The sequence below is a fragment of the Myxococcus sp. CA051A genome (assembly GCF_013336705.1).
Taxonomy (GTDB): domain Bacteria; phylum Myxococcota; class Myxococcia; order Myxococcales; family Myxococcaceae; genus Myxococcus; species Myxococcus llanfairpwllgwyngyllgogerychwyrndrobwllllantysiliogogogochensis.
Map to the genome: position 1 here is coordinate 12,609 of NZ_JABUMS010000027.1, position 25,362 is coordinate 37,970.

At 70.0% G+C, this 25,362-nt stretch carries 25 protein-coding genes; 17 read left to right on the forward strand and 8 right to left on the reverse strand.

The window, feature by feature from the left end:
- Nucleotides 1–224 precede the first annotated feature (224 nt).
- Nucleotides 225–1,442 (forward strand): hypothetical protein, encoded by a 1,218-nt coding sequence (locus tag HUA74_RS41645; RefSeq protein WP_174459017.1) that lies wholly within the window; start codon nucleotides 225–227, stop codon nucleotides 1,440–1,442.
- 24 nt (nucleotides 1,443–1,466) lie between these two features.
- Here HUA74_RS41645 and HUA74_RS41650 read toward each other — a convergent pair whose 3' ends face one another.
- Together HUA74_RS41650 and HUA74_RS41655 are read right to left on the reverse strand one after the other, a co-directional pair.
- Nucleotides 1,467–2,729, reverse strand: a complete 1,263-nt coding sequence (locus HUA74_RS41650) for a DUF1990 family protein (protein WP_174459018.1) — start codon at nucleotides 2,727–2,729, stop codon at nucleotides 1,467–1,469.
- Entirely contained in the window at nucleotides 2,722–3,420 is a 699-nt protein-coding gene (locus tag HUA74_RS41655; protein ID WP_254625488.1) for a DUF1990 family protein, read from the reverse strand. Before HUA74_RS41655 ends, HUA74_RS41650 begins: the two co-directional genes overlap by 8 nt.
- 66 nt (nucleotides 3,421–3,486) lie before the next feature.
- Here HUA74_RS41655 and HUA74_RS41660 point away from each other — a divergent pair, with 66 nt between their 5' ends.
- Complete coding sequence (locus HUA74_RS41660; protein ID WP_141642040.1) at nucleotides 3,487–3,777, forward strand: hypothetical protein; 291 nt, start codon at nucleotides 3,487–3,489, stop codon at nucleotides 3,775–3,777.
- Nucleotides 3,778–3,798: 21 nt separating this feature from the next.
- Here HUA74_RS41660 and HUA74_RS41665 read toward each other — a convergent pair whose 3' ends face one another.
- Entirely contained in the window at nucleotides 3,799–4,911 is a 1,113-nt protein-coding gene (locus HUA74_RS41665; RefSeq protein ID WP_174459019.1) for a DNA alkylation repair protein, read from the reverse strand.
- Nucleotides 4,912–5,115: 204 nt separating this feature from the next.
- On the opposite strand from HUA74_RS41665, the gene HUA74_RS41670 reads away from it, so the two are divergent.
- On the forward strand, nucleotides 5,116–7,059 hold the full coding sequence (locus tag HUA74_RS41670; protein WP_254625490.1) for an ATP-binding protein: 1,944 nt from the start codon (nucleotides 5,116–5,118) through the stop codon (nucleotides 7,057–7,059).
- Between the two features lie 61 nt (nucleotides 7,060–7,120).
- Nucleotides 7,121–8,263 carry a DNA replication/repair protein RecF gene (locus tag HUA74_RS41675; RefSeq protein WP_174459020.1) on the forward strand — a complete coding sequence of 381 codons (1,143 nt, stop codon included), beginning with the start codon at nucleotides 7,121–7,123 and terminating at the stop codon, nucleotides 8,261–8,263.
- Nucleotide 8,264: 1 nt separating this feature from the next.
- Here HUA74_RS41675 and HUA74_RS41680 read toward each other — a convergent pair whose 3' ends face one another.
- Entirely contained in the window at nucleotides 8,265–8,663 is a 399-nt protein-coding gene (locus HUA74_RS41680; protein ID WP_174459021.1) for a hypothetical protein, read from the reverse strand.
- 395 nt (nucleotides 8,664–9,058) lie between these two features.
- Between HUA74_RS41680 and HUA74_RS41685 the strand changes: the two genes are divergently transcribed.
- The 6 genes from HUA74_RS41685 to HUA74_RS41710 all read left to right on the forward strand — a co-directional run bounded on the left by HUA74_RS41685 (nucleotide 9,059) and on the right by HUA74_RS41710 (nucleotide 14,926).
- Nucleotides 9,059–9,559 (forward strand): hypothetical protein, encoded by a 501-nt coding sequence (locus tag HUA74_RS41685; RefSeq protein WP_141642044.1) that lies wholly within the window; start codon nucleotides 9,059–9,061, stop codon nucleotides 9,557–9,559.
- The gene (locus HUA74_RS41690) at nucleotides 9,556–10,368 is read left to right on the forward strand and encodes an ABC transporter permease (protein WP_141642045.1); all 813 of its coding nucleotides are present in this window, start codon (nucleotides 9,556–9,558) and stop codon (nucleotides 10,366–10,368) included. Before HUA74_RS41685 ends, HUA74_RS41690 begins: the two co-directional genes overlap by 4 nt.
- 6 nt (nucleotides 10,369–10,374) lie before the next feature.
- Nucleotides 10,375–11,196 (forward strand): ABC transporter ATP-binding protein, encoded by an 822-nt coding sequence (locus tag HUA74_RS41695; protein WP_141642046.1) that lies wholly within the window; start codon nucleotides 10,375–10,377, stop codon nucleotides 11,194–11,196.
- The gene (locus HUA74_RS41700; RefSeq protein WP_174459022.1) at nucleotides 11,193–12,422 is read left to right on the forward strand and encodes an MlaD family protein; all 1,230 of its coding nucleotides are present in this window, start codon (nucleotides 11,193–11,195) and stop codon (nucleotides 12,420–12,422) included. Before HUA74_RS41695 ends, HUA74_RS41700 begins: the two co-directional genes overlap by 4 nt.
- A 102-nt stretch (nucleotides 12,423–12,524) precedes the next feature.
- Nucleotides 12,525–14,744 (forward strand): peptidase domain-containing ABC transporter, encoded by a 2,220-nt coding sequence (locus HUA74_RS41705; protein WP_174459023.1) that lies wholly within the window; start codon nucleotides 12,525–12,527, stop codon nucleotides 14,742–14,744.
- Nucleotides 14,741–14,926, forward strand: a complete 186-nt coding sequence (locus HUA74_RS41710) for a hypothetical protein (RefSeq protein WP_141642049.1) — start codon at nucleotides 14,741–14,743, stop codon at nucleotides 14,924–14,926. The genes HUA74_RS41705 and HUA74_RS41710 overlap by 4 nt, the downstream gene beginning before the upstream one ends.
- A 72-nt stretch (nucleotides 14,927–14,998) precedes the next feature.
- Here HUA74_RS41710 and HUA74_RS41715 read toward each other — a convergent pair whose 3' ends face one another.
- Nucleotides 14,999–15,952 carry a RimK family alpha-L-glutamate ligase gene (locus HUA74_RS41715; RefSeq protein WP_174459024.1) on the reverse strand — a complete coding sequence of 318 codons (954 nt, stop codon included), beginning with the start codon at nucleotides 15,950–15,952 and terminating at the stop codon, nucleotides 14,999–15,001.
- 52 nt (nucleotides 15,953–16,004) lie between these two features.
- The gene (locus HUA74_RS41720) at nucleotides 16,005–16,169 is read right to left on the reverse strand and encodes a hypothetical protein (RefSeq protein ID WP_174459025.1); all 165 of its coding nucleotides are present in this window, start codon (nucleotides 16,167–16,169) and stop codon (nucleotides 16,005–16,007) included.
- A 159-nt stretch (nucleotides 16,170–16,328) separates the two neighbouring features.
- Between HUA74_RS41720 and HUA74_RS41725 the strand changes: the two genes are divergently transcribed.
- The 4 genes from HUA74_RS41725 to HUA74_RS41740 all read left to right on the forward strand — a co-directional run bounded on the left by HUA74_RS41725 (nucleotide 16,329) and on the right by HUA74_RS41740 (nucleotide 20,800).
- Nucleotides 16,329–17,240, forward strand: a complete 912-nt coding sequence (locus HUA74_RS41725; protein WP_174459026.1) for a zinc metalloprotease — start codon at nucleotides 16,329–16,331, stop codon at nucleotides 17,238–17,240.
- Nucleotides 17,241–17,353: 113 nt separating this feature from the next.
- Nucleotides 17,354–18,649, forward strand: coding sequence for a M20/M25/M40 family metallo-hydrolase (locus HUA74_RS41730; protein ID WP_174459027.1), 1,296 nt, complete (start codon nucleotides 17,354–17,356; stop codon nucleotides 18,647–18,649).
- Between the two features lie 109 nt (nucleotides 18,650–18,758).
- Complete coding sequence (locus HUA74_RS41735; RefSeq protein ID WP_141642053.1) at nucleotides 18,759–19,919, forward strand: alanine--glyoxylate aminotransferase family protein; 1,161 nt, start codon at nucleotides 18,759–18,761, stop codon at nucleotides 19,917–19,919.
- A 269-nt stretch (nucleotides 19,920–20,188) separates the two neighbouring features.
- Complete coding sequence (locus HUA74_RS41740) at nucleotides 20,189–20,800, forward strand: TIGR02265 family protein (protein ID WP_141642054.1); 612 nt, start codon at nucleotides 20,189–20,191, stop codon at nucleotides 20,798–20,800.
- 51 nt (nucleotides 20,801–20,851) lie between these two features.
- Here HUA74_RS41740 and HUA74_RS41745 read toward each other — a convergent pair whose 3' ends face one another.
- Nucleotides 20,852–21,577 carry a ferritin-like domain-containing protein gene (locus HUA74_RS41745; protein WP_174459028.1) on the reverse strand — a complete coding sequence of 242 codons (726 nt, stop codon included), beginning with the start codon at nucleotides 21,575–21,577 and terminating at the stop codon, nucleotides 20,852–20,854.
- A gap of 14 nt (nucleotides 21,578–21,591) precedes the next feature.
- The gene (locus tag HUA74_RS41750) at nucleotides 21,592–22,293 is read right to left on the reverse strand and encodes a ferritin-like domain-containing protein (protein ID WP_174459029.1); all 702 of its coding nucleotides are present in this window, start codon (nucleotides 22,291–22,293) and stop codon (nucleotides 21,592–21,594) included.
- Between the two features lie 335 nt (nucleotides 22,294–22,628).
- Here HUA74_RS41750 and HUA74_RS46520 point away from each other — a divergent pair, with 335 nt between their 5' ends.
- The 3 genes from HUA74_RS46520 to HUA74_RS41765 all read left to right on the forward strand — a co-directional run bounded on the left by HUA74_RS46520 (nucleotide 22,629) and on the right by HUA74_RS41765 (nucleotide 25,267).
- Nucleotides 22,629–23,975, forward strand: a complete 1,347-nt coding sequence (locus tag HUA74_RS46520) for an AHH domain-containing protein (RefSeq protein ID WP_174459030.1) — start codon at nucleotides 22,629–22,631, stop codon at nucleotides 23,973–23,975.
- A 165-nt stretch (nucleotides 23,976–24,140) separates the two neighbouring features.
- On the forward strand, nucleotides 24,141–24,563 hold the full coding sequence (locus HUA74_RS41760) for an imm11 family protein (RefSeq protein WP_371817394.1): 423 nt from the start codon (nucleotides 24,141–24,143) through the stop codon (nucleotides 24,561–24,563).
- A 335-nt stretch (nucleotides 24,564–24,898) separates the two neighbouring features.
- Nucleotides 24,899–25,267: a response regulator gene (locus tag HUA74_RS41765; protein ID WP_141642057.1), complete on the forward strand. Its 369-nt coding sequence runs from the start codon at nucleotides 24,899–24,901 to the stop codon at nucleotides 25,265–25,267.
- The last annotated feature ends 95 nt before the right edge of the window (nucleotides 25,268–25,362 follow it).

Sequence of the window (25,362 nt, forward strand, 5' to 3'; positions counted from 1 at the left end):
GGCTTTTTGTTGCCGTGCGGCACAGGCGCCGTCGAGTGCGCGTGCCGTGAGATCGCGGGAGACGGGCTGGCGCCAGCGGGATGCCGCCTTCTGGACGGGAAGGGTGACGTCGGAGCGGGGCGCCTGTCGGGTGGAACAGTCATGGGCGACCCATCGTTCACTCTCGCGAGGGGGCGTGGGCTCGGGGGCCTGCCGGAAGCCGGGGCCGCTTTTATAGTGAGGCCGTGGCCACGCACCCGGACAACCTGCGCGCACGACTCGAGGACCGCGCGGACCTCCTGGAGGCCACGCGCCTGCGCTACCAGGCCCTGCGAGGGATGCTGGAGGCCTTCTTCTGGAAGGACCGCGTCCGCGCCCACTTCGAGCTGTTGCGCGAGGTGGCGCAGGTGCAGCCGGAGGTGGATGCCACGCTCGCCGCGCTGAAGCGTCGCGCCGCCGCCGAGGCGTGGCCCCTCGACGCCGCGCCCATGAAGCTGATGGCGGAGGTGGAGCGCCTGCGGGCGGCCGTCCAGCACGCGGCCCTGCGCAGGCTGCCGGAGGCGGAGCGCTCGGTGCCGTTGGGCGAGGCGCTGCTGCGGCTGGAGGAGGTCGTGCTGGAGGCGGGGCCGCTGCTGGGCAGGCGCACCTGGGCCCGCGCCGTGGAGCTGTTGCCCCGCAACCTCCCGGAGCTGCGCGCCGCGTGCGCCGCCGCCGAGGTGTGTGAGCGCGTCTTCAAGCGCCCCACGCCCCAGGGGGTGCTGCCCTTCAACGAGGCGGAGGCCGATGAGCTGCGCCGCGCCCTGCCGCTCGCCGATTCGGCGCTGGCCGCGCTGTGGCAGCGCATGGAGCACTTCGACACCAGCGGGCGGGTGAAGGACTTCCTGGCGCGCCGGGCTTCTCGCGTGCCGCTGCACGTGCCTCGAAGTGGACCGGAGCTGGTGCTGCACGCGGCCTTCTGGCACGGCGTGGCGCGGGCGCGGTTGCGCGCGCTGCTGGACGACCGGCTGGCCCCCGTCATTCCGCTCGAGCAGGAGGTCCCGGAGCTGTTGCCGTGGCTGGCCGCGCGAGAAGGGGCCGCGACGAGCGGACGGGGTGAGGCGAGGCTCGCCGCGGGCGAGGTCTTCGATGAAGGACGCGCGGGCCTGTTCGAGCTGGCCGCGGAGCTGGCCTCCCTGTCGCGCGAGCGTCCCACCGGGGCCTGGAGCGAGGAGTCCGCGTGGGCCCGGTTGTGGAGCGCCGCGCAGCGGGCCCGCGACGAGGGCGGCACCGACGTGGAGCGCCTGCGCGATGCCCTGCGCCTGTTCATCATCCTGCACGGCAAGGCGCAGACGCCGGCCCGGCTGTTCTCTCCCTCGCGCGCCCAGCCGCGTGCGTCCGAGGACGGGGGGCCGGACATGACGCACGTCAAGGACCTGCCCGCGCTGGTGCAGGCCGCGAGGAACGCGGCCTCCCGCCCGGGTTGAGCGGGAGGTAAGGGCCGTCCCGCTTCAGCCTGTCGCGGGCGTGTCGTCCACGAGCGGCATCAACCGCGAGGCGAGCGCCGCCAGCAGGGCATCCTCCGCGAAGGCCGCCGCCAGGGCGGGGACGTGGAGCTTCCCCGTGGCCAGCTTCCTCAGTGAGTAGAAGGCCCAGGTGGAGGCCATGGCCGCGAGGCCGCCCAGCGTCGCCGCGAGCACGACGCGCCGCCGCGTCTGTCCCGACACCGACGAGGCCGCCGCCACGGTGCCCATGAAGATGCGGCCCGTCATGGGCACCCACTTCACGCGCGCGGGCGTCTTCGGCAGCTTGTCCGCCACCAGCTCGCCCAGCGCGAGCACCTCCAGCACCCGGGGCACCCACGGCTTCGACAGGGCGACGGACAGCGGGTCCGTCCTCGCGTCTGGAGACTGGGCCAGCCGGCGACTCACCAGCGTGGGCGCACTCAGACTTCGCATGCCCGCGAGCACTCCCAGCCCCACGGGGGTCAACCAATGTCCTCGTTCCACGGCTTCCACCTCCTCTTCCACGTGTGACTTCAGTCGTCCTGGCGCGCGCTGCGCGAAGATGCGCACCGGGCCCAGCTCTTCCAGCGCATGTCCCGAATGGGCCATCGTGCCCTGGTGCTCCGGCAGGCCCGCGAACTCCGGGTGGTTCCACGTCAGCTCGCGCAGGCGCGCATGTGTCAGCCGATGCCAGGCGCGTTGATAACGTTTGCCCACGAGCGCGAAGCCCAGGCGGCTCCACGCGTTGGGGAACTTCCCGGGCCGCCAGCTCGCCTCGATTTCGAAGCGCACCTCGCCGGTGTCGTGGTGCTTGCGCAAGAGGAACCACTCGCGCCCCTCCTCGATGTGGCCCTCCAGCGTCTCGAAGCTGAAGCCATACACGCTGCACGTCTCGCCAATCTCCAGCCGCGTGTCGCCCACGCGCACCGCGCACAGGAAGCGCAGCCGCTCGGCCAGGGACTTCAGCTCCAGCAGCACCGTGCGCCCATGCAGCGGAGTGTCCGAGGAGAAGTGCCAGCGGACGATGCGAGGGTCGGAGAAGTCGAAGGTCTCCAGCACACCCCGGGCGCGCTCGAACAGCCCCGTGGGAGACGGCGGGCCCGGCTGCTCGCGGCCCAGCGTGGACACCGAGTGCACCTGGTTCCAGCCCGCCTCCAGGGTCATCTCCCCCGACGCGGCGGTGAAGTTGCGCGCCAGCGCTCGCGCCTGCGCCAGAAGGGGGGCCAGCTCGTCGTCCGTCCAGCCGGAGAACCAGCGCCACTCAATCATCGGCGTCGTCTCCTCGCGCGAGGAACGTGGGTCCCGACATCACATCGCCACCCTCCGGCTCCTCGCCCAGCTCCCGGGTGTCCGCGTGGATGCCACCCACCACGCCCTCGCCCGCGGAGAGGGCCACGCGCAGGACGAACTCCGTCCAGGTGTTGGTCTGCATCGCCTCGCCCGCGGTGACGAAGCCCCAGTGGTGCATGTGCGAGCCGGAGCGCGCGCGGCTGCGGATGTGGAAGAGCACGTCCCCGTACTCGTTGCGGTACGCGCCGAAGGTGATGCGCCCCGCCTCCGGGTGGCCCGGCAGCGTGGCGAGCGTCAGGCTCTGACGGTCCTTGTGGATGACGCGCACGCCGAAGGTCCCCGCGCCGTGGATGCGCACCGTGAGCAGCTCGCCCATCGCCAGTGGCTGGTCCTCGCGGGACGGGGACTCGCGCTCGAATACACACAGCTCCTCCGGCGCGAACTCGGAGAACCTCCGCGCCACCCAGTCCAGGAGGGCGGCGGGCCGGTGGCGACAGTGCCGGATGAGGGCCCAGTAATCGCGTTGCAACAGGGGGCCCGCACCCGCCTCGGGGAGCTGGAGTCCTCCCGCTTCGCCGCCCGCCGTGTCCGGTGTCGTGTGGTGGTTCACCCTCTCGCCCTTCGCGTGGTCCGGTCCCACCATGATGGGGACCGCGACGCCGGGAGGCATGGGGCTTTCCCGTGAGTGCGGGAGGGCGTCCGGCCGACCTGTCCGGCCGCTCGGGGAGCAAGCGCGATGAGCCTGGACGTCAACCCCGCGAGCGCCGAGTCGAAGCGCGAGTATGAGCTGCCCCCCGTGTTACGGGCGGAACACGCGGACAGCTCGTTCACCCGCTTGCTGGAGCAGCAGGCGGCCAAGATTCCCTCTCACATGTTCCTCTTCGCCAGCCTGTGCTCGATGGGCGTGTCGCTGAGCCTGGAGCTGATGGGCCGCACCCAGCCCGCCCGCTTCATCGGCTCGTGGGTGTCGCCGCTCCTGGTGATGGGCGTCTACAACAAGCTGGTGAAGCTGCTCGGGCCTCGCTGAAGGAAGGCCGCGCCCCTTGAGTCACTCCACCACTTCCACCTCGCCCAGCGGCAGGTCCACGCCATTCACCCGCGCCTCGAAGCGGTGCGGGCCCGGGTAGTGGCGGCGCGTGGTGAGCTGCGCCAGGGACACGCGCTTGCCCAGCGTCTCCTCCTGTCCGGGCGAAAGCGTCAGCGCGCGCACCTTGAAGACCTTGGGCTTGGGCGCCTCGCCGCGCGCCTTGAAGAAGTGCACCGCCAGGTCCACCACGAGCGACTGCGTGCGCTTGGAGCGATTGGCCACCACGAAGCGCACGTCCACCGCGCCGCCCAGCTTCGCGCGGCGGGGCAGCTCCGTGGCGCGGGCTTCAATTCCGGTGGGCTTGCCCGCGCCCAGCACCTCCAGGGCGGCGGGCTCTCCCCGTTTGACGGCGGAGCGCAGCGCGTGACGCACCAGCCACTCCCGCTCCGGTGAGGCGTCCTTCAGCCACGCCTTCGCCACCTTCACCAGAACGTCGGGGTGGTCCTTGCCGATGTCGTTGAGGTTGTTGGCCACCGAGCGGCGCACGTACAGGTCCACGTCGTCCTTGAGCAGCTCCAACAGCTCCAGCACCGGACGCGGGTCCTGCTGGAAGGCGCGCAGGCGGGAGGCCCACGGCAGGCGCGGACGCGTGCCCTCCGAGACGAGCCTTCGCACATGGACGCTCTCGTCCTTCGTCCACTCGCGCAGCCGCTTCAGCGTCTTCTCCGGATGCCGCTCCAGGAAGGGGCGGATGGAGAACTCCGCCGTGAAGCGCTGGGTGAGCGCGTGCTGCGCCCGCATGGACTCCTCGAAGTGTTCCAGGCCGTGCTCGGACACGAACATCGTGTGGGGGAGGTAGAAGAAGACCTCCATGCCCCCCACCCGGTCCGTCTCCCGGAGCGGGCCGAGCGAGCGCACCACCACCTCCACCGCCTTCGCGTAGTCGCGGGGGAGCGCGCGGTGCATGGCCTGGGAGATGTGCCGCGCGCGGCCAATGAGCTCGTGTCCGTCCAGACCCAGGCGGGCCTCGCGCAGGAAGGTGTCGAGCGGGAAGGTCGGGTGCGCGCGGTGCAGCGTGGTGCCCAGTCGCTCCACCAGCCGGGCATCGAAGAAGGTCTTGAGGGGCTCCGCCATGGGGCCGGACCAAAGCCTGTCGCGAGGGGGCCCACAAGGCATGTCCTACCTTTCCGCGCTGCCAGTAATGCCTGTCTTCTGCTAGTCGTGCGGGTTGTGGCGACACGCAAGGGCCAGGGCCCTCGGGGCGGGAAACCAAGCGCGAAAGGAAGCCAGGGTTCCGGCGCGGCTCGGAGCGTGCGCGCGTCGCCGGAAGCGCTCGCGTTGCGCGAGCAGCTGGCCTCGGTGACGGACCCGTTGGTGTTGCTGGAGGGGTTGTTCCTCCACTCGCCGGTGCCGTACGCCATCTTCGACGCGCAAGGCCACTGCCGGCTGCACAACCCGGCCTATGCGGCGATGTTCGGCTCGGTGCCGCCGCCCGAGTACAGCCTCTTTCGCGACGAGCTGGTCGCGAAGCTGGGGCTCGACGTGCTGCTGCGCCGGGCCTTCGCGGGCGAGACGGTCCAGACGCCGGTCATCTGGTACGACGTGAAGGAGCTGCGGCACGTCGACGTGAAAGAGGCGCACCGCATCGCCATCGCCTGCACCTGCTTCCCGCTCGCGTCCTCCGGGGGCGAGGTGAGCCACATCGCCCTGGCCTACAAGGACGTGACGGCGGAGCTGGCCGCGCGCGAGGCGGAGCAGTTGGAGCGACGGCGGCTCTATCAACTGCTCACGCAGGCGCCTGTGGCCATCAACCTCTTGCGCGGCCCGGATTTGCGCTTCGAGTTCGCCAACCCGCTGCTCCAGACGTTGATGGGTGGGCGCGAGCTGGTGGGGCGCACGTTGCTGGAGGCGATTCCGGACATCGCTCCGGAGCTGGTGAGCCTGTACCGGGGCGTGCTGGAGACGGGGGAGCGGGTGGTGGCCCACGAGTATCCGATGGTGCTCGACTACGCGGGGCGGGGCCAGGTGGAGACGCGGTACTGGAACCTCCTCTACGAGCCGCTGCGCGACGAGCGGGGCCGCGTGGATGGGCTGGTGACGTTCGCCTTCGAGGTGACGGAGCAGGTGCTCGCGCGTCAGGCGGTGGAGAGCCAGCACCGGTGGCTGGAGGCGGTGCTGGACTTGATGCCCATGCCGGTGGTGATGGCGGACCCCGGCACCGGAGACCTCACCTTCTCCAACGCGGCGGCGGACCGGCTGCATGGTGTGAGCATCCCCACGCGGGTGCCGGCCTCCGACTACGGCGAGCTGTTCCACATCACGGACCTGGCGGGCCAGCGGCTGCGGGCGGAGGAACTCCCCTCCGCTCGCGCGGCGCGGGGCGAGAAGCTGGAGGGCCTGGAGGTCGTCTGGCACACGCACGGCGGGGAGTTCGTGCTCAGCATCTCCTCGGAGATGTTGCCCGCGATGCACGGGCACCCGGCGGTGACGGTGCTGCCCTTCCTGGACATCACCCGCCTGAAGACGGTGGAGCAGCGGCTCCAGGACGCCATCCGCGTGCGCGACGAGTTCCTGTCGGTGGCGAGCCATGAGCTGAAGACGCCGCTGACGGTGCTGGGCCTGAGGCTGCAGGCCTTCGCGCGCGCGGCGCTGGCGGACCCGGGCTCCGCGTGGGCGCTGCGCCACGGCCGCGAGGTGCAGGGCATGTTGCGGCAGGTGATGCGGCTGGCGGACCTGGTGAACGGGCTGCTGGACGTGTCGCGCATCGGCACGGGGCGGCTGCGGTTGGAGTACGAGCAGGTGGACCTGCTCGCGCTCGTGCAGGAGGTGGTGGCGCGCTTCCAGCCGGAAGCGGAGCGGGCGGAGTGCGAGGTGGAGGTCTCCGGCGTGGAGTCCGCGCCGGGGCTGTGGGACCGGATGCGGTTGGAGCAGGTGGTCACCAACCTGGTGTCCAACGCGCTCAAGTACGGCGCGGGCAGGCCCGTGCGGGTGCTCGTGGAGCGGGACGAGGCGCGGGCCCGGCTGGTGGTGCGCGACGAGGGCATCGGCATCAGCGCGGAGGCCCAGGCGCGCATCTTCCACAAGTTCGAGCGCGCCGTGTCCGAGCGCAACTACGGTGGCCTGGGGCTGGGCCTGTATGTCGCGCGCACGCTCGTGGAGGCGATGGAGGGCGTCATCCGCGTGGACAGCCAGCCGGGCGAAGGGGCCACCTTCACCATGGAGCTGCCGCTGCGTCCCTCCGAGCCCGCCGTCGCCGTCGCCGCCAAGAGCCTGGCGTCCTGACGGACTCCCGCTCTAGATAACCTCCCCGCGACGCCACGGACGCGGGTATACGGTGGGGGCCGTGCGCCTCCTCGCACTCCACGTCCAAGACTTCCGCAATCTCGCGCAGGTGACGCTCACGCCCAGCGCCCATGCCACCATCGCCGTGGGGCAGAACGGGCAGGGCAAGACGAACCTGTTGGAGGGGCTCTACTTCCTCGCCACGCTCAAGCCGCTGCGCGCCGGGCGACTGTCGGAGCTGGTGCGCTGGGGCACGCAGACCGCGCGCGTGTCCGGCCGCTTCCTCCTCAAGGGGGCCGAGCGTGAAATCGCCGTGGAGGTGGGCGGCGGCACCCGGCAGGCCTTCGTGGACGGAAAGAAGGCGGCCAGCCTGGAGGAGTACTTCGGCGGCGTCTCCGTCGTGGCCTTCACCCCGGATGACCTGGAGGTGGTGAAGGGCGGGCCGGACTCACGGCGTGGCTTCCTGGACCGGGCGGTGTTCAACCGCTTCCCCGCCTACCTGCGGGAGAGCCGCGAGTACGCGCGCGCGCTGAAGAACCGCAACCGGCTCCTGCGCGAGGGCGGCGCGGTGGACCCGGCCTACCTGGACGCCTACGACGAGACGCTGGCGAAGGCGGGGGCCCGCATCTACGCGCGGCGACGGGCGCTGATGGCGGAGCTGTCGCCCCGCGCGCAGGCGACCTTCGCCTCGATTGGCCGCACGGCGGAGCCGGCCTCGTATGGCTATCACCCGGCGCACCTGGGCGGAGACTTCGCCACGGCGGATGAGGCCGCGCTGGCCCTGGCGCTGCGGGAGGCCCTGGGCGAGCGCCTGCGCCGCGATTTGGACCGGGGCTTCACGTCGGTGGGGCCCCACTCGGACGACGTGACGGTGACGCTGGGAGGGCGCAGCGCGCGGGCCTACGCGAGCCAGGGACAGCAGCGGGCGCTGGTGCTCGGCTGGAAGATCGCCGAAATCGAGAACCTGGAAACGAGCATGGGGTTCCTGCCGCTGCTCATGCTGGACGACGTGTCGAGCGAGCTGGACCCGGAGCGCAACGCCTACCTGATGGACTACCTGGCGAGGAGCGGCGCGCAGGTGTTCCTCTCCACCACGGACGGCTCACTGGTGCGCGGCGCGGCGGCGGCGGACACGCTGTGGCTCTCCGTGCACGCGGGACAGGTGACGACGCGGGACGCGGAGACGCCCCCCGCCGCCAGCTGACTCACGGCACCGGGCGACGCCGGTGCCAGGGCCAGTGCACGTTCATCCGCCGGGCGTGGTGTTGATGCCGTGGCGGCAGGTCCTCCTGGCGGACGTGCTCGAAGAAGGCGAAGCGGTACTCGGCCCAGAGCACCGCGAAGGCCACCGCGAACAGGAAGGTCCCCAGGGTGAGCCACCACACGGTGCCCGTGGCCAGGGCGATGGTGGCCACCGCCAGGAGTCCAAGGCTCAGGCCCAGGGAGATTTCCCTCAGCTTCTTCGACTCGCTGAAGGCCATGCCCATGGACACGAGCGACATCACCAGGAGGGCCACGGCCACGCCGTAGGCCGTGCGTGCGTACAGGCTCGCAATCGACAGCAGGAAGAGACCGAAGCCGAACACCGCGAGTCCGCCGTCCATGTGTCTCCTCCTCGCGCCGTGTCCTCTCCCTGAAGAGGGAGGAGGGGGACGGGCGGATGCCTCGCGGGGCTTCCGTGTCCCGGTGGGGTGCTGGAAGGAACATGCGAACCGAGGGGGCGCACGGGGACTCCCCGCGTGCGCGCGCCGGGTGAGATTGATTGTGGGCGGGGCGGACGGCCTGCCCCTTTCGATGCCGGGAATGCGGCGCCGGACGCGCGAGGCGGGGTGTATCGACCATGGGACCTGGAAGGTTCAGTGTCCAGCATCCACCGTCCAGGGGTGGAGGTAGGGCTGGGTAGTGGACGTTTTATCGTGCGGAATTTCTTGCGGCGCCGCCCCCGGTGTCGCATGACTCGCCCGCAGGGCCGGAAGTGCTGACCGCGAAGAACGGTGCCATGCCGAGGATGACGCTGCTGCTCGTGTTGCTCGCATCCCTCGGGGGCTGCCGCCGCGTGAGCTTCGAGGACTCCGTGCTGTCCAAGCCAGAGGTGCGCTACCGCGTGGGCGAGCTGCCCAAGCACTGGCGCCGTGTCTGGTTGGAGGACAATGACCTGGCCTTCGCGGAGACGGGCACGGGCCGCGCGCTCTCCGTCAACGCGACGTGCAAGGGGCATGATGACCCGCCGCTCCCGGTCCTCACGCGGCATTTGTTGATGGGCTTCACCGAGCGCCAGGAGGTGTCCCAGCACCTCATCGCCATGGATGGGCGGGAGGCGCTGCGCAGCCGCTTCCTGGCGAAGATGGATGGGGTTCCGGTGGAGCTGGAGCTGGTGGTGTTGAAGAAGGACAACTGCGTCTTCGACTTCTCCTACGTCGCGCCGCCCGGGCTGGCCGCGGAGCGGATGGCGGACTTCGACGCGCTCCTGGCGGGCTTCAAGTCGGAGCACTTCGGATGAGCCCCTCGGCGGAAGCGGAGGTGCCGGCGGCGCCGGTGCCGGAGCGCCCCGGGGTGGTGGAGCGCACGAAGCAGCGGCTGGAGTCGCTGGGCGCGATGACCCAGATGACGGGGCAGGTGCTCAGCCGCGCGGTGCGGCCGCCCTTCGACGGCGCCTCGTTCATCTTCCAGGTGGAGACGCTGGGGGTGCGCTCGCTGCCCATCGCGCTGCTCACGGCGACGTTCGCCGGGCTCGTCATCTCGTTGCAGTTTGGTTACTTCCTGGCGCGCTTCGGGGTGCAGTACACGGTGGGGCGCGTGGTCGTCCTCACGTTGTTCCGCGAACTGGCGCCGGTGTTGACGGCGCTCACGGTGGGCGCGCGCCTGGGCAGCGGCATGGCGGCGGAGCTGGGGGCGATGACGGTGACGGAGCAGGTGGACGCCATCCGCGCGCTGGGGGCGGACCCGCTGCGCAAGCTGGTGGTGCCGCGTGTGCTCGCGTGCCTGCTGGTGATGCCGGTGCTCACGGTGTTCGCGGACGTGGTGGGCCTGGTGGCGGGCGCGCTGGTGGTGAACGCGCAGTACGCCATCTCGTTGGACCTGTTCTTCCAGGGCGCGCTGGACGCGGTGTTCATGATGGACTTCCTGTCCGGCGTGTTCAAAGGCGCGGTGTTCGGCTTCATCATCGGGCTGGTGGGGTGCTTCAAGGGCCTGACGGTGGAGGGCGGCACGGAGGGCGTGGGGCGCGCGACGACGCAGACGGTGGCGATAACTTCCGTGGCGGTGTGTCTGGCGGACTTCTTCATCACCAAGGTGACGTTGTACCTGTGACGCGACATGCCCTTCGCCCACCGCAAGGAAGCGCCCACGTTCGAGTTCCACCGGCCCACGCCGGGTGAGCAGCTCATCCACTTCGAGCACCTCCAGAAGTCGTTCGGCGCCAAGCGCGTCTACGACGACCTGGAGCTGGACGTGCGGGCGGGGGAGACGCTGGTGGTGCTGGGGGGCTCGGGGACGGGCAAGAGCGTGCTGCTCAAGTGCCTCATCGGGCTGCAGCGGCCGGACGCGGGGCGCATCCTCTTCCAGGGGCGCGAGGTGACGGGCTTCTCGGAAGAGGAGTTCATCCCGGTGCGGCGGCACGTCGCGATGGTGTTCCAGGGCGCGGCCCTCTTCGACTCGCTGAGCGTGGGGGAGAACGTGGCGTATCCGCTGCGGGAGCACTTCCCGGAGATGCCGCTGGACGAGGTGCGGCAGCGGGTGGCTGAGAAGCTGGCGTTGGTGAACCTGCCGGGGACGGAGCGGCTGATGCCGTCGGACCTGTCGGGCGGCATGAAGAAGCGCGTGGGGTTGGCGCGAGCCATCGCCACGGACCCGGAGGTCATCCTCTGGGACGAGCCCACGACGGGGCTGGACCCCGTCACCACGCAGTCCATCAACTCGATGATCAACTCGATGAAGACCAAGCTCGGCAGCACGTCCATCGTCGTCACGCATGACCTGGTGAGTGCGTTCGCGGTGGGTGACCGGATGGCGATGCTGGCCAACCGGCGCATCGTCCAGGTGGGGACGCGAGACGAGTTCCGGCGCTCCACGGTGCCGGAGGTGCGGGCGTTCCTGGACGCGCGTCGTGTCGAGCTGGAGCCCGGAGGCGTGTCATGAGCCTGTTCACGTCCGCGGCGGGCGAGAAACGGCTGGCGTTGCGCGCGGGGTTGTTCGTGGCCATCGGCCTGGCGGTGGCGGGCGTGGTGGTGTTCTTCATCGGCCAGGAGTCGCGGCTGTTCCAGCGGCAGCACACCTACCGGACGTACTTCACCAACGTGCAGGGGTTGAGTGACCAGTCCCCGGTGTGGCTGGGGGGCCTGGAGGTGGGGAAGGTGACGGGCATCTACTTCTCCGAAAACCCGAACGACCCCAAGCTGGAGGTCCGGCTGCAGGTGGCGTCGAAGTACGGGGACCGCGTGAAGCAGGACTCGCTGGCGCAGCTGACGAGCATGGGCGTGCTGGGGGACAAGGCGGTGGACATCTCGCTGGGCAGTCCCACGTCGCCGCCGGTGGAGCCGGGTGGGGTGCTCTCGTCGTCCACGAGTGGAGACCTGACCAACCTGCTCAAGAGCGCCAGCGAGGTGATGGACAACTCGGTGGCCATCAGCAAGTCGTTGCTCAAGACGGTGGATGCGTATGGAGATCCCCAGCTCGCCAGGGACGTGCAGCGGAGCATGGCGTCCCTGCGGGGGGTGCTGGAGCAGGTGCAGAACGGGGACGGGATGCTGCATGCGCTCATCTACGACAAGGATGGGGGGCGCGAGGTGCGCAGGCTGATGGCGAGCGCGTCGAGCGCGGCGCAGCGGGTGGATGGAGCGGTGGGGCACGTGGAGGCGCTGTTGCGCGAGGTGCGCACGGGTGACGGCACGGCGCACGCGCTCATCTACGGGGACGAGGGCGCGATTGCGCTGCGGGAGCTGGGTGAGGCGGCGGGGCAGTTGGCGGGGCTGATTGAGGACGCGAAGAAGAGCCCGAACGGGGCGGTGCATCAGCTGGTGTATGGCGATGCGAGCGGGATGTTCGCGGACCTGGGCAGCGCGGCGGAGGACCTGAAGAAAATCACGGCGACGGTCGCGAAGGGCGAGGGCACGTTGGGTGGGCTCATCAGCGACCCCACGGTCTACGAGGACCTGCGCGAGGTGCTGGGCAACGTGAAGCGCAATCGCATCCTGCGGGCGCTGGTGCGCTTCTCGTTGGATAACAGGAAGGACCTGGAGCAGATGGGCAAGGTGCAGCGCGTGGAGCCCAAGGCCGAGGCGCCGAAGCCGGCCGAGCCCGCGCAGCCCGTGGCGGCGCCTCCGCCCGCGGATGCGGCTCCTGCCTCCGTGCCCGCGGCGGAGTGAGGTCGGGTCCGCTGAGCCGGGCCCCGAGTCCCTGGCAGGTCTGCCTGCGTCGTGCCGGGCGGTGGCTGGTTGCCACCTCGACTCCGTGATAGCGATTTGTCCGTGCCACGCTCCCGGCTCGCCGTTGCCCTGGAACCGTATCCCCTGCGCCACCAGCTCGAGGAGGCTGACTGTGGCCCCGCGTGTCTGGAGATGGTTTCGGCGTATCACGGCGCCGCGCACTCGCTGGGCGCGCTGAAGGAACTCGCGCACGTCCAGGTCGTGGGCACCTCCCTGCCAGACCTCGCCAGTGCCGCCGAGAAGGTGGGCTTCAAGGTCCGCGCCTTCCATGTCGAGGACCCCTCCGAACTGGAGGACGAAGAAGGCCAGGCGCTCCTCCCCGGCATCGCCCACTGGGAGGACAACCACTTCGTCGTCCTCTACGCCGTCACCTCCAAGGAGGCCGTCATCGGAGACCCCGCGCAGGGCCTCCGGCGCATCCCTCGCGCGAAGCTCGCTGAGCACTGGGACGGAATCCTCCTCTCCCTGGAGCCCACCGAGGCCCTCTTCCGTCCTGTCGCGCTCCCCGTCACCCCCACCCCCTCGCGTCGACTCGGCGCGCTGCGACGCTTTGGCCGGGGACTGCTGCGCTACCGACTGCTGCTGTTCCAGGTGTTCGTCACCACCGTGCTCCTCCAGGCCCTGGCGCTCGCGCAGCCCCTGCTCATCCAGGGGCTCGTCGACAAGGCCGTGGGCGGAAGGAATGTGTCCCTGCTCACCGCCGTCGGCGTGGGCCTGGGCGTGCTGCTCGTCGCCCAGGTCGCCGTCGCCATTGCTCGCGGCACAGGGCTCTTCCTCTTGTCCCGAGGCTTCTCCGCCCTGCTGCTCGCGCAGTTCTGGAAGCGCCTGCTGTCCTTGCCCGTGACGTTCTTCGCCCGGCGCCACCGGGGCGACCTGCTCAAGCGCATCGAGGACCATCAGCGCATCCGTCGCATCCTCCAGGGTGCCTCGGTGTCCGTGCTGCTCGACCTGGTGATGCTCGTGGGCTACGGCGTGGTGCTCTTCCTCTACGACGCCACCGTCTTCGGCATCTTCGCCGCCTGCGCCGCGCTGTACTCACTGTGGACGCTGGTGCTCATGCCCCGGCGCACCGTGCTGGACCACCAGCGCTTCCGGGTCGCCGCCGAGGCGAGTCGCCTGGAATTGCAGATGCTCAGCGGCATCCAGACGCTCAAGGCGTGTGGTGCCGAGCGTCAGGCGCGCACCCGCTGGGAGAAGCTCCAGGCCCGTGAGGCCGAGGCCGCCCGCCGCATCTGGCTGCACGACACCGTCCACACCTCCGGCGCGCAGCTCGTCAATCAAGCGATGTACGTGGGCATCCTCGTCTACGAGGCCCACCTCGTGCTGGAGGGCCAGCTCACGCTGGGGCAGATGGTGGCCACGCTCGCCATCCTCGGCCTCGCGCTGGCCCCGATGCAGAACCTGGTGATGTTCATCCACCAGCTCCAGGACGTCGTCATCTCCCTGCGCCGCGTGGACATCGTCTACGAGTCCCAGCCCGAGCTGCGCGATGACTCCGGGCCCGTCACCGGCGCGCTCACCCAGGCCCCGGAGCTCCTACTGGACGGCGTCACCTTCCGCTACGGCTCTCCCAACGAGCCGCCCGTGCTGGATGGCGTGAGCTTCACCCTGCCCGCGGGAAAGATGACGGCGATTGTCGGCCGCTCGGGCGCGGGCAAGACGACGCTCACCCAGGTGCTCTATGGCCTGTATCGCCCCGAGCAGGGACGCGTCCTCTACGACGGCCAGCCCCTGGAGACATTCGACCCCGTCGCGCTGCGTCGCTCGGTGGCCTTCGTCTTCCAAAAGACGGACATCTTTGACGGTACGTTGGCGGACAACATCGCCCTGGGCGACGACGCGCCGGACCCGGAGCGACTGCTGCACGCCGCGCGCACCGCGTGCCTGGACGAACTGCTCGCGCTGCCCAACGGGCTGAAGACCCGGATTGGCGAGGCGGGCGTGCGCCTGTCCGGAGGCGAGGAGCAGCGGCTCCAGCTCGCGCGCGCCATCTATCGCGACCCGAGGGTGCTGTTCCTCGACGAGGCCACCAGTCACCTGGACGCGGCGCTGGAGCGCGCGATTACCGAGGCCCTCCAGCGAGAGGCCGCCGGACGCACGCTCGTCGTCGTGGCCCACCGGCTGTCCACGGTGCGCCGCGCGGACAAGATTGTCGTGCTCGACAAGGGCCGCGTCGTCGAGGAAGGCACCCATGACGAGCTGGTGGCCCTGCCCCAAGGCCGCTATCGCGCCCTCGTCGAGAACCAGATGGAGCAGCGATGAAGCCCGCGCAACGGCCTGACGAGGACGACGTGGACGCGGACCCCGCGATGACGGAGGAGCTGCGCGCGGTGATGCATCCGCGCCCCCACCGTGCCCTGCTGTTCACCGCGGTGCTCGTGGTGGTGCTCGGCGCGGTGGCGTGGCTCGCGTCCCGCACGGTGCTCGCCTCGCTGTGGCGATGAGGCGAGCGGCGCCCTCCGTGCTCGGATGATGCCCGTGTCGTCCAGACGCTTCGAGCGCCGGCCCTGTCCCTGCTACCCGCGCCGCGCATGACGGACCAGGGCCCGCGCGAAGTGCCCCGCCACGTCCGTGCCCGCGGCCGCGTCGAAGCCGAGGAACATGGGTGAGCCGTTCAGCTCCAGGAACTTCAGCTCCCCATCCAGCCCGCGCTTGAGGTCCAGCCCCGTCCAGCGCAGGCCGAGCACCTCGCACGCCTTCACGCACTGCCGAGCCACCTCGTCCGGCAGCACCATCTGCTCAATCCGCTCCTCGTTCTGCCGGAAGTCCAACGCGGAGGTGACGATGCGCAGGGAGGCGATGATTTCGCCATCCAGCACGTACACGCGGAGGTCCTCGCCGGGCAGCAGCTCCTGGAAGGTGACGGGCGCGGCGGCCAGCGCGGCGAGCCGCTCGTCGGTGAGGTCCTCCGGCAGCAGCTCCCGCGTGGCGGCGCCCCCCATGACGGGCTTGTAGGCCACGCGCCCGCTCGCGGCGAAGCGGCGCACCGCCTCCGCGTCATTCGTCCACAGCGTCCGCGGCACCGGCAGACCCGCGGCCTTCAAGGCGCTGAGCTGCACCGGCTTGTGCAACAGCCAGTCCGCCGAGGGCGGGTTGTACAGCGGCACGCCGAGCTGCTCCCACCGGCCGATGAGCCCCAACAGCAGCGTGCCCTTCTCGCGGAACGCGGTGAGCGTGGTGCGCCAGTCCTCCGCCATGGCCTCCTCGGCGTCCACCATGAAGGCCAGCGGGTGTGAGTGCAGTCCGCGCAGATACGCGGCGGCGGGGCGACCCACCTCGCGCCCGTCCACGACGATTCCGTCCAGTCCCTCCGTGAGAGACATCCGCGTCTCGTCCGGGAAGGTCAGCGTGTCCACGATGACGCTGTCCACGCCCTCCGCGCCCAGCCGTCGCGCCACGTCCTGGATGTGGACGTCCTCGCGAGAACCCACCAGCGCCACCACGCCTGTCCGCGTCGCTTCTTGCGTCATGGTCCGGCAGCGAAACAGATGCGCGGGTGCGCATCCAGCGCCGTGCACCGCGTCATGCGCGCGAGCCCGGGTCCCCGTCCTTCGTCTCCTCACCCACCATCATCGTGGTCACCTGTCGGGGCCCCGGTGCCTGGGCCTTCTCCTCGGGCACGAGCCCTTTCACGAACAGCCCGCGTGAAGCTTTCGGCCCGCGCGGCGATGTTTCATTCGTCTTCATGCGACCTCCTGCGTCGAAGAGTGTGTCCGCCCGCGGCAGGACGCCACTTCAACCCCAGACACGCACCGCCCGGAGAGGAGGGGCCCGGGTGACCCGTTTGACGTAAGGGAAACCATTCATGAATATTCTGGTTCCCCCGCATTTTCCGAGGAGTCGGGAATGTCCCGTATCATCGTTCGTCGCAGCGGCCGTTTCGCGGTTCTTGTTGGCACCCTCGCCGCGCTCGCCGGTTGTTCCACTCCTCCCCCGGAGGGGCAGGCCGAGCCCACGCCTCCCCCGGCGGAGGAGCAGCCCACGCAGCAGGTGCTCAACGCCCGTGGCTGTGGCGTGAATCCGTCCGCCGAGGAGATGGCGGAGATGGAAGGCCGCTTCGCGATGGAGCGCGCGGTGTCTGACTTCGCGCGGCCGAACGGCTCGGTGACCATCCCCACCTACTTCCATGTCATCAACAAGGGCACGGGCGTGGCGAACGGCGACATCACCGCCGCCATGATTACCAACCAGATGAACGTGCTGAACGCCGCGTACGCGAACACGCCGTTCAAGTTCACGCTGACGGCGACGGACCGCACCACGAACACCACCTGGTACAACCTGTCCTCGGGCTCGTCCGCCGAGCGCGCCATGAAGACGGCGCTGCGCAAGGGCGGCAAGAACGCGCTCAACATCTACAGCGCGAACCTGAGCGGCGGCCTGCTGGGCTGGGCGACGTTCCCCTCCAGCTACGCCAGCAACCCGTCGATGGACGGCGTGGTGATTCTGTTCTCCAGCGTCCCGGGCGGCACCGCGTCGCCGTACAACCTGGGCGACACGGGCACGCACGAGGTCGGCCACTGGCTGGGCCTGTACCACACGTTCCAGGGCGGCTGCTCCGGCTCGGGTGACTCGGTCAGCGACACGCCGGCGGAGGCCTCTCCCGCCTACGGCTGCCCCACGGGCCGCAACACCTGCTCGACGGCTGGCAACGACCCCATCACCAACTTCATGGACTACTCCGACGACTCCTGCATGAACACGTTCACCACGGGTCAGTCGGCCCGCATGGACTCGCAGGCCCTCACCTACCGCTGACGCGGGGTGTTGGACAGCCGTTGACGCGGAAGGCGACGCCGGGGCGCTCATCACGCTCCGGCGTCGTCGTTTTCAGTGACTTCCTCCGGAGACTCGGGCTCCAATCCGCGCCCATGCAAGCGTTCGCCCTCCGTGAGGACCGTTTCCTGGATGTGCTCCGGCGTCTCATCGCCCTGACTCCGAAGCTGCAGAACAATCCGAGCGCGGGGCTGGTGCCCGAGGAGCGGCTTGCCGCGCAGGTGGTGCTGGACGTGCTCGCGCCGCACATCGCCAGTGGCTTCATCCATGCGGAGTCGCTGGCCTCCAAGGGCAATGAGTCCCGTCCCAGCCTGGTGCTCACCGTGAAGGGCACGGGCGAGGGCGCGGTGGGCTTCGTGGGCGCGCACTTCGACGTGGTCCCCGCCGACGAGCAGGCCGAGGGCTGGGAGCACAGTCCCTTCAAGCTTCACGAGGGGCCGGACGGGCTGCTCTACGGGCGAGGCGTCACCGATTGCCTGGGCCACGTCGCGGTGGCGACGGACCTGCTCGCGCAGTTGGCGGAGTCGGGCGTGCGTCCGCGCCGCACGTTGAAGGTGGTGCTCATCGCGAACGAGGAGTCGTCGGACCTGCCGGGCCTGGGCCTGGGCTACGTCGCGGAGCAGGGGCGGCTCAAGGACCTGGCGGGGCAGCCGGTGTTCTGGCTGGACAGCGCGAACTTCGGCCCCACGCTGGGCACCGCGGGCATCAGCCTGTGGGCGCTGAAGGCCACGGGCGTGGGCGGCCACTCGGGCATGCCGCAGAACTGCGTCAACGCGCTGGAATTGAGCATGGCCGCGTCGCTGGAACTGTCCCGCTGGTTCCATGCGCGCTACCCGCCCTCGGACGACGAGAAGCGCTGGGGCTTCCTGGCCACCTCCAGCCTCAAGGCCACGGTGGTGGAGGCCACCAACACCAAGGAGACGAAGATTCCCGCCGACGTCACCGTGCGCGGCGACATCCGCCTCACGCCGTTCCACGACCTGGCCGACGTGCGGCGGGCCACCGAGGACTTCGTGAAGGCGCTGGACGCGCGGCTGGAGCGCGACGACGTGCCGCCGGGCTTCCCTCGCACGCGCACCGCGGATGGCCGGCGCGGCACGGTGTCGCTGCGCTTCGACGGAGGAGGCACCGAGGGCATCGCCTGCCGGCTGGACTCGCCCGGCCTGCAAGCGTTGAAGGACGCGATGAAGACGGTGCGGGGCGTGGACGCGGAGCCCTTCTCGCTCACCGGCTCGCTGCCGCTGGTGAGGGACCTGCAGCGTCAGGGCTGCGACGTGCAAATCACGGGCTTCGGGGAGATGAAGTACTACCACGCGCCCAACGAGCAGGCGCACCTCCAGGACTTCCGCCAGGGCTTCGCCATCCTGCGCGAGCTGCTCGAGCGGCTGTGAGTGGAGCAGGGCCGCGCGCTCTCGCGGGGGCCCCTGTGTATATACAGTGAGACATGGACCCTGCTTCAGCCCGCGTCGGGCCGGAGCGCTGCCGAGGAACGGTGACGCCGTGAGAGACCTGCTGATGATTCCGGGGCCGGTGGAGTTCGAGCAGGAGGTGCTTCAGGCCCTGGGTGCGCCCTCCTACGGCCACACGGACCCGGCCTTCATCGCCATCTTCGGCCGGGCGCTGAAGCGGCTTCGCGACGTGAGCCTCGCTCCCGGCGCGCAGCCCTTCGTGGTGTCCGGCTCCGGCACGCTGGCCATGGAGCTGGCGGTGGCGAACCTCGTCGAGCCCGGTGACGCCGCCCTGGTGGTGAATACGGGTTACTTCAGCGACCGGATGGCGAAAATCCTGGAACGGCACGGCGCGAAGGTGACGCACGTGCGCGCCCCTCCTGGTGACGCGCCGACGGTGGAGGAGGTGGAGACGCACCTGAAGCGCGGCGGCTTCAAGGTGATGACCGTCACGCACGTGGACACGTCCACCGGCGTGCTCACGCCCGTGGAGGGCCTGTCGCGGGTGGCGCGCGAGTTGGGCGTGCTGTCGGTGGTGGACGGCGTGTGCGCCACGGCGGGCGAGTCGTTCCACCAGGACGCGTGGGGCGCGGACGTGTACCTCACCGCGAGCCAGAAGGCCGTGGGCGTGCCGCCGGGGCTGGCGCTGCTCACCGTGGGGCCGCGCGCGCTGGAGGCGTGGAAGAAGCGCCGCGTGCCGGTGGCCAGCGTGTACTCCGACTGGGCGGAGTGGCTGCCCATCATGGAGGCGTACGAGGCGGGCAAGCCGGCCTACTTCGCCACGCCGCCCGTCAACCTGGTGTGCGCGCTGGACGTGAGCCTGGGACAGATTCTCGCCGAGGGACTGGAGGCCCGCTTCGCGCGGCACCAGCGCCTGGCTCGCGCCTTCCGCGCCGCGTGGAGTGGGTTGGGCCTGCGCATGCTGCCGGTGTCCGAGGCGGTGACGGCGAACACGCTGAGCGCCGTCTACTACCCGGAGGGCGTGGACGCGTCGCTGGTGGGCCGCGTGAAGGCCGAGGGCGTGGTGGTGGCCGGTGGACTCCACCCGGACCTCAAGGCGCGCTACTTCCGCGTGGGCCACATGAACCGCGTGGGCCCCGCGGATTTGCTGACCACCGTGGGGGCCGTGGAGCGCGCGCTGAGGGCCGCCGGCCACCGCTGTGAGCCCGGTGCGGGCCTCGCCGCCGCCGAGGCCTCCCTCACCGCCCGCTGAAGCCCTCGGGCGGGGTCACCCGCACCCCGGCCCCGCCTGTTCTCCTGGGCCTCAAGAATGAAATGTGCCCGAAATCCAAGGGGTTCGTGTGGTGGGTGAACCCTTCCATGGACCCTGGGGCGTGCCGGAACCATTCGACAGGGGTAGAAAAATATGGGATGGTTGGTAACTAGGAAGTGGGGGGAAGCCGGCGAATCCTGAAAAACCATTGGAAGCGCCGGACGTGTCCCCTGAGTCGAGGCAGTGCGAGCCCCCTCGGGGAGACGACCATGTACGTGGGCACCGAAGCGAGCAGTGGGGGTGGGGCGGCGTGGGAGCTGGAGCAGCGGCGTCTGGCCGCGACGGACGAGGACCAGGCGCGGGGCATGTTCTTCCAGGGGGCGCTGAGCGTCATCGCGAACCTGGGAGGAGAAGGCGCGGTGGCGCGGTGCAAGGGCGTGGCGGGGGTGTGGGAAATCAACCCGTTCCACCTGTACTCGGTGTCGCGTTACCTGCGGATGGTGTCCACGGCGGCGCGGCTGCTCGGCCCGCAGCTCAATGGCTTCGACGGGGTGCTGCACCGGATGGGTTCGCAGGCGACGGTGGACTTCCTGGCGTCGCTGTTCGGCCGGGAGCTGCTGGCGGAGGCGGCGGGCAGTCCGCGGCTGTTGCTGGAGTCGCTGGGTGACGCGTACCGCATGGCGGTGAGCTACGGAGAGCGGTATCCGCAGTGGACGGGAGAGCGCAGCGCGCGTTTCATCATGCGGCGCGACTTCATGCCGGCGGCGTATCACGAGGGAGTGTTGCGCGGAGCGTTGGAGGCGGTGGGCGCGCGCGACGTGAGGGTGATGGGCCGGCAGGTGGCGCTGCTGGAGAGCGAGTACGAGCTGTCCTGGCGGTAGGGGCCTGACGCGGCGGTGGGGACAGGCCCGCCGCGCCCGGTGTGGAGGACGTCAGCCCTGGTCGTTGACGGCGAGGTCGGGCTGCTCCTCGAGTCCGTTGCCGCCGCCCAGGCTCACGGTGGAGGCGACGAAGGGCTGGGGCACCACCTGCGCGGCATCGAGGGCCGGGGTGACGTCGACCAGGGCTTCGATGAGGGCCTTGAGCACCATGAAGTGCTGCGTGTCCACGCCTTCGATGGAGGCGAGGATGAAGCGGCTGTCGGGTGTCTGGATGCCCTTGAGGACGCGGTTGAAGGAAATCGCGGAGCGGCGCTCCTCGTTGGCGGCGAGCTTGAGGACGTTGCCGACGGAGGGCCTGAAGTTGGGGGGCGGGGTGAACGACACTTCATCCGCGCGGACGGGGGTGGCGCCCAGGCGCGACACGGTCTCCGACAGCAGGGCGGCGTGCGCCGTGTGGTCCTCCTGGAACTGGGTGGCGAGCGCGAGCGCGAGCGCGGCCAGGTCTCGTTCCTCCTGGGGGCGCGAGGTGTCGTCGCGCGCGGCGGTGAGGATGACCGCGCCCTGGGTGTAGGCGTCGACGGTCATGTACTCGGCGGCGACCAGGGTGTTGAGGGCGCCGGCTTCCCGGGCCCGGTCGATGGGGTTGATTTGATTCTGGGAGTTGGTGTGCTCGTTGAGGCCGCAGGCGGTGAGCGCGGAGGCGGCTGTCACGGTGGCGAGGCCCTGGAGGAGTCGGCGGCGCGCGAGGACGGAGTCGGAGGGGTTCTGGGTCTTCATGGTGGTGGGCTTCCTCACTGCGTCACGTCGTAGAAGGGCAGGTCCGTCTCGTCGTCGAGCCCTGGAGCGCCGTCGACGGTGATGGCGAAGGCCCTGGGGACGAACTGGGACGCGACGGCGGTGAGGGCGTCGGCGGGCTGGTTGACGGTGGACGCGGGGGGGGTGACGAAGCCGCGCGCGGCCAGGTTGAGGACGACGAAGTGCTGGGACTCCACCGCGCCGATGGCGGCGGCGAGCTCCGCGTTGTCGGCGAGCACGAGGGACTTCTGGGTGTTCGTGTAGCCGATGGCGGCGGCCTTCTCCGCGTTGGTGGCCAGGTCGATGACGTTCTTGATGCCGGGCATGAAGTCGGTGGGGACTTGCGCCGTGCCCTCGCCCACGTCGTCGACGCCGCCTTGCCGGTCGATGTACCGGGCGAGCTTGTCGGCGTGTTCGGTGTGTTGCTGGCGGAAGTGCAGGGCGATGGCCTTGACGATGCCCTGGAAGGGGAAGAGCGGGTCGGTGCTGGTGGCGGCGTCGAGCACGCTGACCGCGGCGTCGTAGGTCTTGATGGCGTTGCGTTCAGCGGTGAGCAGCGCCTTGAGGGGTGTGAGGTCGGCCTGGGTCGTCAGGGCCTGGGCGGGTGTGCCGCGGGTGAGCAGGCCCGTCGCGAGGCCAAGGCTCGCGGCGGCCGTGGCGCTTCGGAGCGCGGCACGGCGAGAGAGTTCTTCGGTCATGGGTCCATCCGAGGAGGCGGTCGGAAGTGGTGGGTGCCGGGCGCCCCCTGAAGCCCGGCACGGGCTCGGTACGCCGAAGGTGTGGCGGGGGATTTTCCGGCGCGCGGGGGAATTGCTGACGGCGGCGCCTGCGTGACACCCGGCGCGCGGCCCTTAGGTCCCCGGGGCGGCGCTTCGTTCGTCCGTAGACCGTGTCAAAAGATTGGAGTCAGCTCCAGGATGATGGAGTGGGGCGGGGTGGCACCTGGACACTGTCGTGTCACGGGTGCGCGGGCATGACTCCGGGGCATGTGGGAGCGGTGGGGTAGGGTGGTGACTCGCGAGCTGGGGGGGCCATGCGAGTGCCGAGCTGGATGACGTGGTGGGTGCTGTCATCGATGGTGGGCTGCGCCACCTCGCGCGAGGTGCGACTGAAGACAGGCCGGGGCGAGACGGTGGTCTTCACGCCAGCGGATGACGTCCCGGGGCCCGTGGTGCTGGAGGAGGACGCGTTCGTCGAGGCGCTGTCGACGCTGGCTCGCACGAAGCGGCCGGATGTGGTGCCTCGCGAGGCCGCGCAGCGACTGCTGGCGATGGAGGAGCGCGGTGGCACTTACCTCTTCGACGTGCGCACGCGGAGGCTCACTCCGCTGGAAGCGGGAGCGCCGGAGGAGGTGTTCTCGGCCGAGGACGTGGAGCTGACGCGTCAGTACCTCCTGTGGTGTGAGCGGACGATGCGGGCCGGGGATTGCCTGCGGCTGTTCGGGGCGAGGCAGGTGGTGAGTGGAGATGCCCGCTTCACGTTGGCCCTGGCGCTGGCCCAGGGGGCGGTGTTGGAGGAGATGCTGGAGGGCTTCCGGGACATGGCGGACCCGGAGGCGATGCTCTCCTCGGTGATGTGGATGGGGACGATGTACCTGGTCTTGTGGACGGTGCCGGAGCCGCTGTCGAAGGGGCTGGCGGCGATGATGACGGCGACGCTGGTGGCCTACGTGGGGGTGGACACGTTCTGGGGGCTCGTCGTGGGCTTCCGGCGCTTGATGGAGCAGGTGGACCGGGCGCACTCATTCGACGAGTTGAGGGTGGCGGGTGAGGCGTACGGGAAGGTGATGGGGCGGAGTGCGGCGAGGGCCTTCGCGCTGCTCGCGACGCTGGCGGTGGGGAACACGGCGGCGGGGTTCGCGGGGAAGGTGCCAGGGCTGCCGGGGTCCGCCGGAGCATCAGTGAAGGCGGCGGGAGAGCTGGGCATCCGGCTGGGCGCGGTGGGGGAGCTTCAGACGGTGACGGTGTCGGGGGCGTCGGTGACGGCGGTGGTGGCTCCTGAGGCCCTGTCGATGCTGGCGCGAGGTCCCGAGGGCGCGGGAGCTGGGCGCGTGGAGGGGCATGACCATCACATCGCGTCGAACAAGTTCTGGAAGGACACGCGCAGTGGAGGCCCGTGGTCTCCCCGGTTCCAGCGACTCTTCGACCGGGCGGGCATGTCGCTGGACGACTCGGAGAACATCGTCCGCGTCCGGGGACACAAGGGACCGCATCCCGAGGCCTATCACCGCATCGTCTTGCGGCGACTGGACGCGGCGCTCGTGGACTGTCGCACGATGCAACAGTGTCGTGAGGTGCTGACAGTGGAGCTTCGGAGACTGGGGCAAGAAGTCGCGACCCCTGGGTCGGACCTCAACAAGCTGGTGACCCGTGAGCCGTGAACACGGGAGAATGCCGCCATGACCAGTCGGTACTTCGACCTCTCAGATGATGTTCGGATACGGGGCCGCTGGGAGCTGGGCGTCCCCACGGACATCTCGGGACGGGAGGTCGATGACCCCTGGATGTTCCGAAAGGGGCAGGCCGTCACCGCGCCAGGACACTTGATGCTCCCCGTGGAGCGCGAGGGCAAGGCGCTCGATTTCTCCCTCATCGGGTTCAGCACGCCCTTGGTCCATTCCCGGGTGGCTGCCGTGTTCGTGGAGTTGGCGGGCTCCGACGTGCAGGTGATTCCCGTCGAGATTCCGGGCCACGCGGATGGCTTTCGCATCCTGGTCGCAGCCCGATTGCTCCCGTGCATCGACGAGGTCGCGAGCGAACGGGTCGAGCGTTGGACCGCCGAGGATGGACGTCCCGAAAAGGTCGGGCAGTATCGGGATGTGCGTGGTCTGCGCATCGACCCTGCCCAAGTCGGTGACGCGAAGGTCTTCCGCCCGTGGGGCTGGTCAATCGCGCTCATTGTCTCGGAGGACATCAAACAGGCCCTGGAGCGCCTCGGCGCCACCGGCACGCACTTCATCGAGGTCTGAAGTCCTGTTCGTAAAGCGCGCCGTGAGGCGCCTCACGAAGCGCTCGCTCCCTCTGTCGCTTCGCTCGAAGTCTCCGAGCCCGAGACAACTCGCGAGTCTCAATCCACCCGGCGCTCCCTGGAATCCAGAGATGCAATCCGGCGCTGAGCCCCATATTGGCCAATGCTCAACACCTCATGGCCACCTGAGCACGGACGTGGGGCGGAGCGGCTGTTTCACGAGCGAGGAATGACGCCCACGTCGGGTGCGCGCGCTAGGCTCCGCTCTTGATATCGCGCGGGAGGTGCACCGCGCGGAGCCAGGGTGTGGCGGGGCCGCGACAAGGAGGCGAGTGAGTGACTGGGCCGTTGCTGGTGGTGGATGACGACGCGGACCTGCGCGAGGCGCTGGAAGAGGTCCTGCGCGACGCGGGCTACGAGGTGATGGGCGCCAGCAACGGCAAGCACGCACTCGATGTGCTCGGAGCCACCCGTGAACTCCCCATCCTGGTGCTGCTCGACATGATGATGCCCGTGCTGGATGGCGCCGGCTTCGCGCGAGCCATGCGACAGGTGCCCGAGTGGCGCGACATTCCCGTGCTCGTCTTCTCCGCGTCCGCCAACGCCCGGCAGGTCGCCGAGGAAATCGGCGCGTGCGGCCACCTGCGCAAACCCGTGGACGTGGACACGCTGCTGGACGCCGTACGCAAGCACCAGGCCGCGTGAGCCGTCCGCGACGTCTGCTCGCTCTCCGACATGCCGCCTCACCCAGGGCAGCCGAGCGCAATGCCCGTTTGACGCTTCGCGAGGGGTGCTGGTAA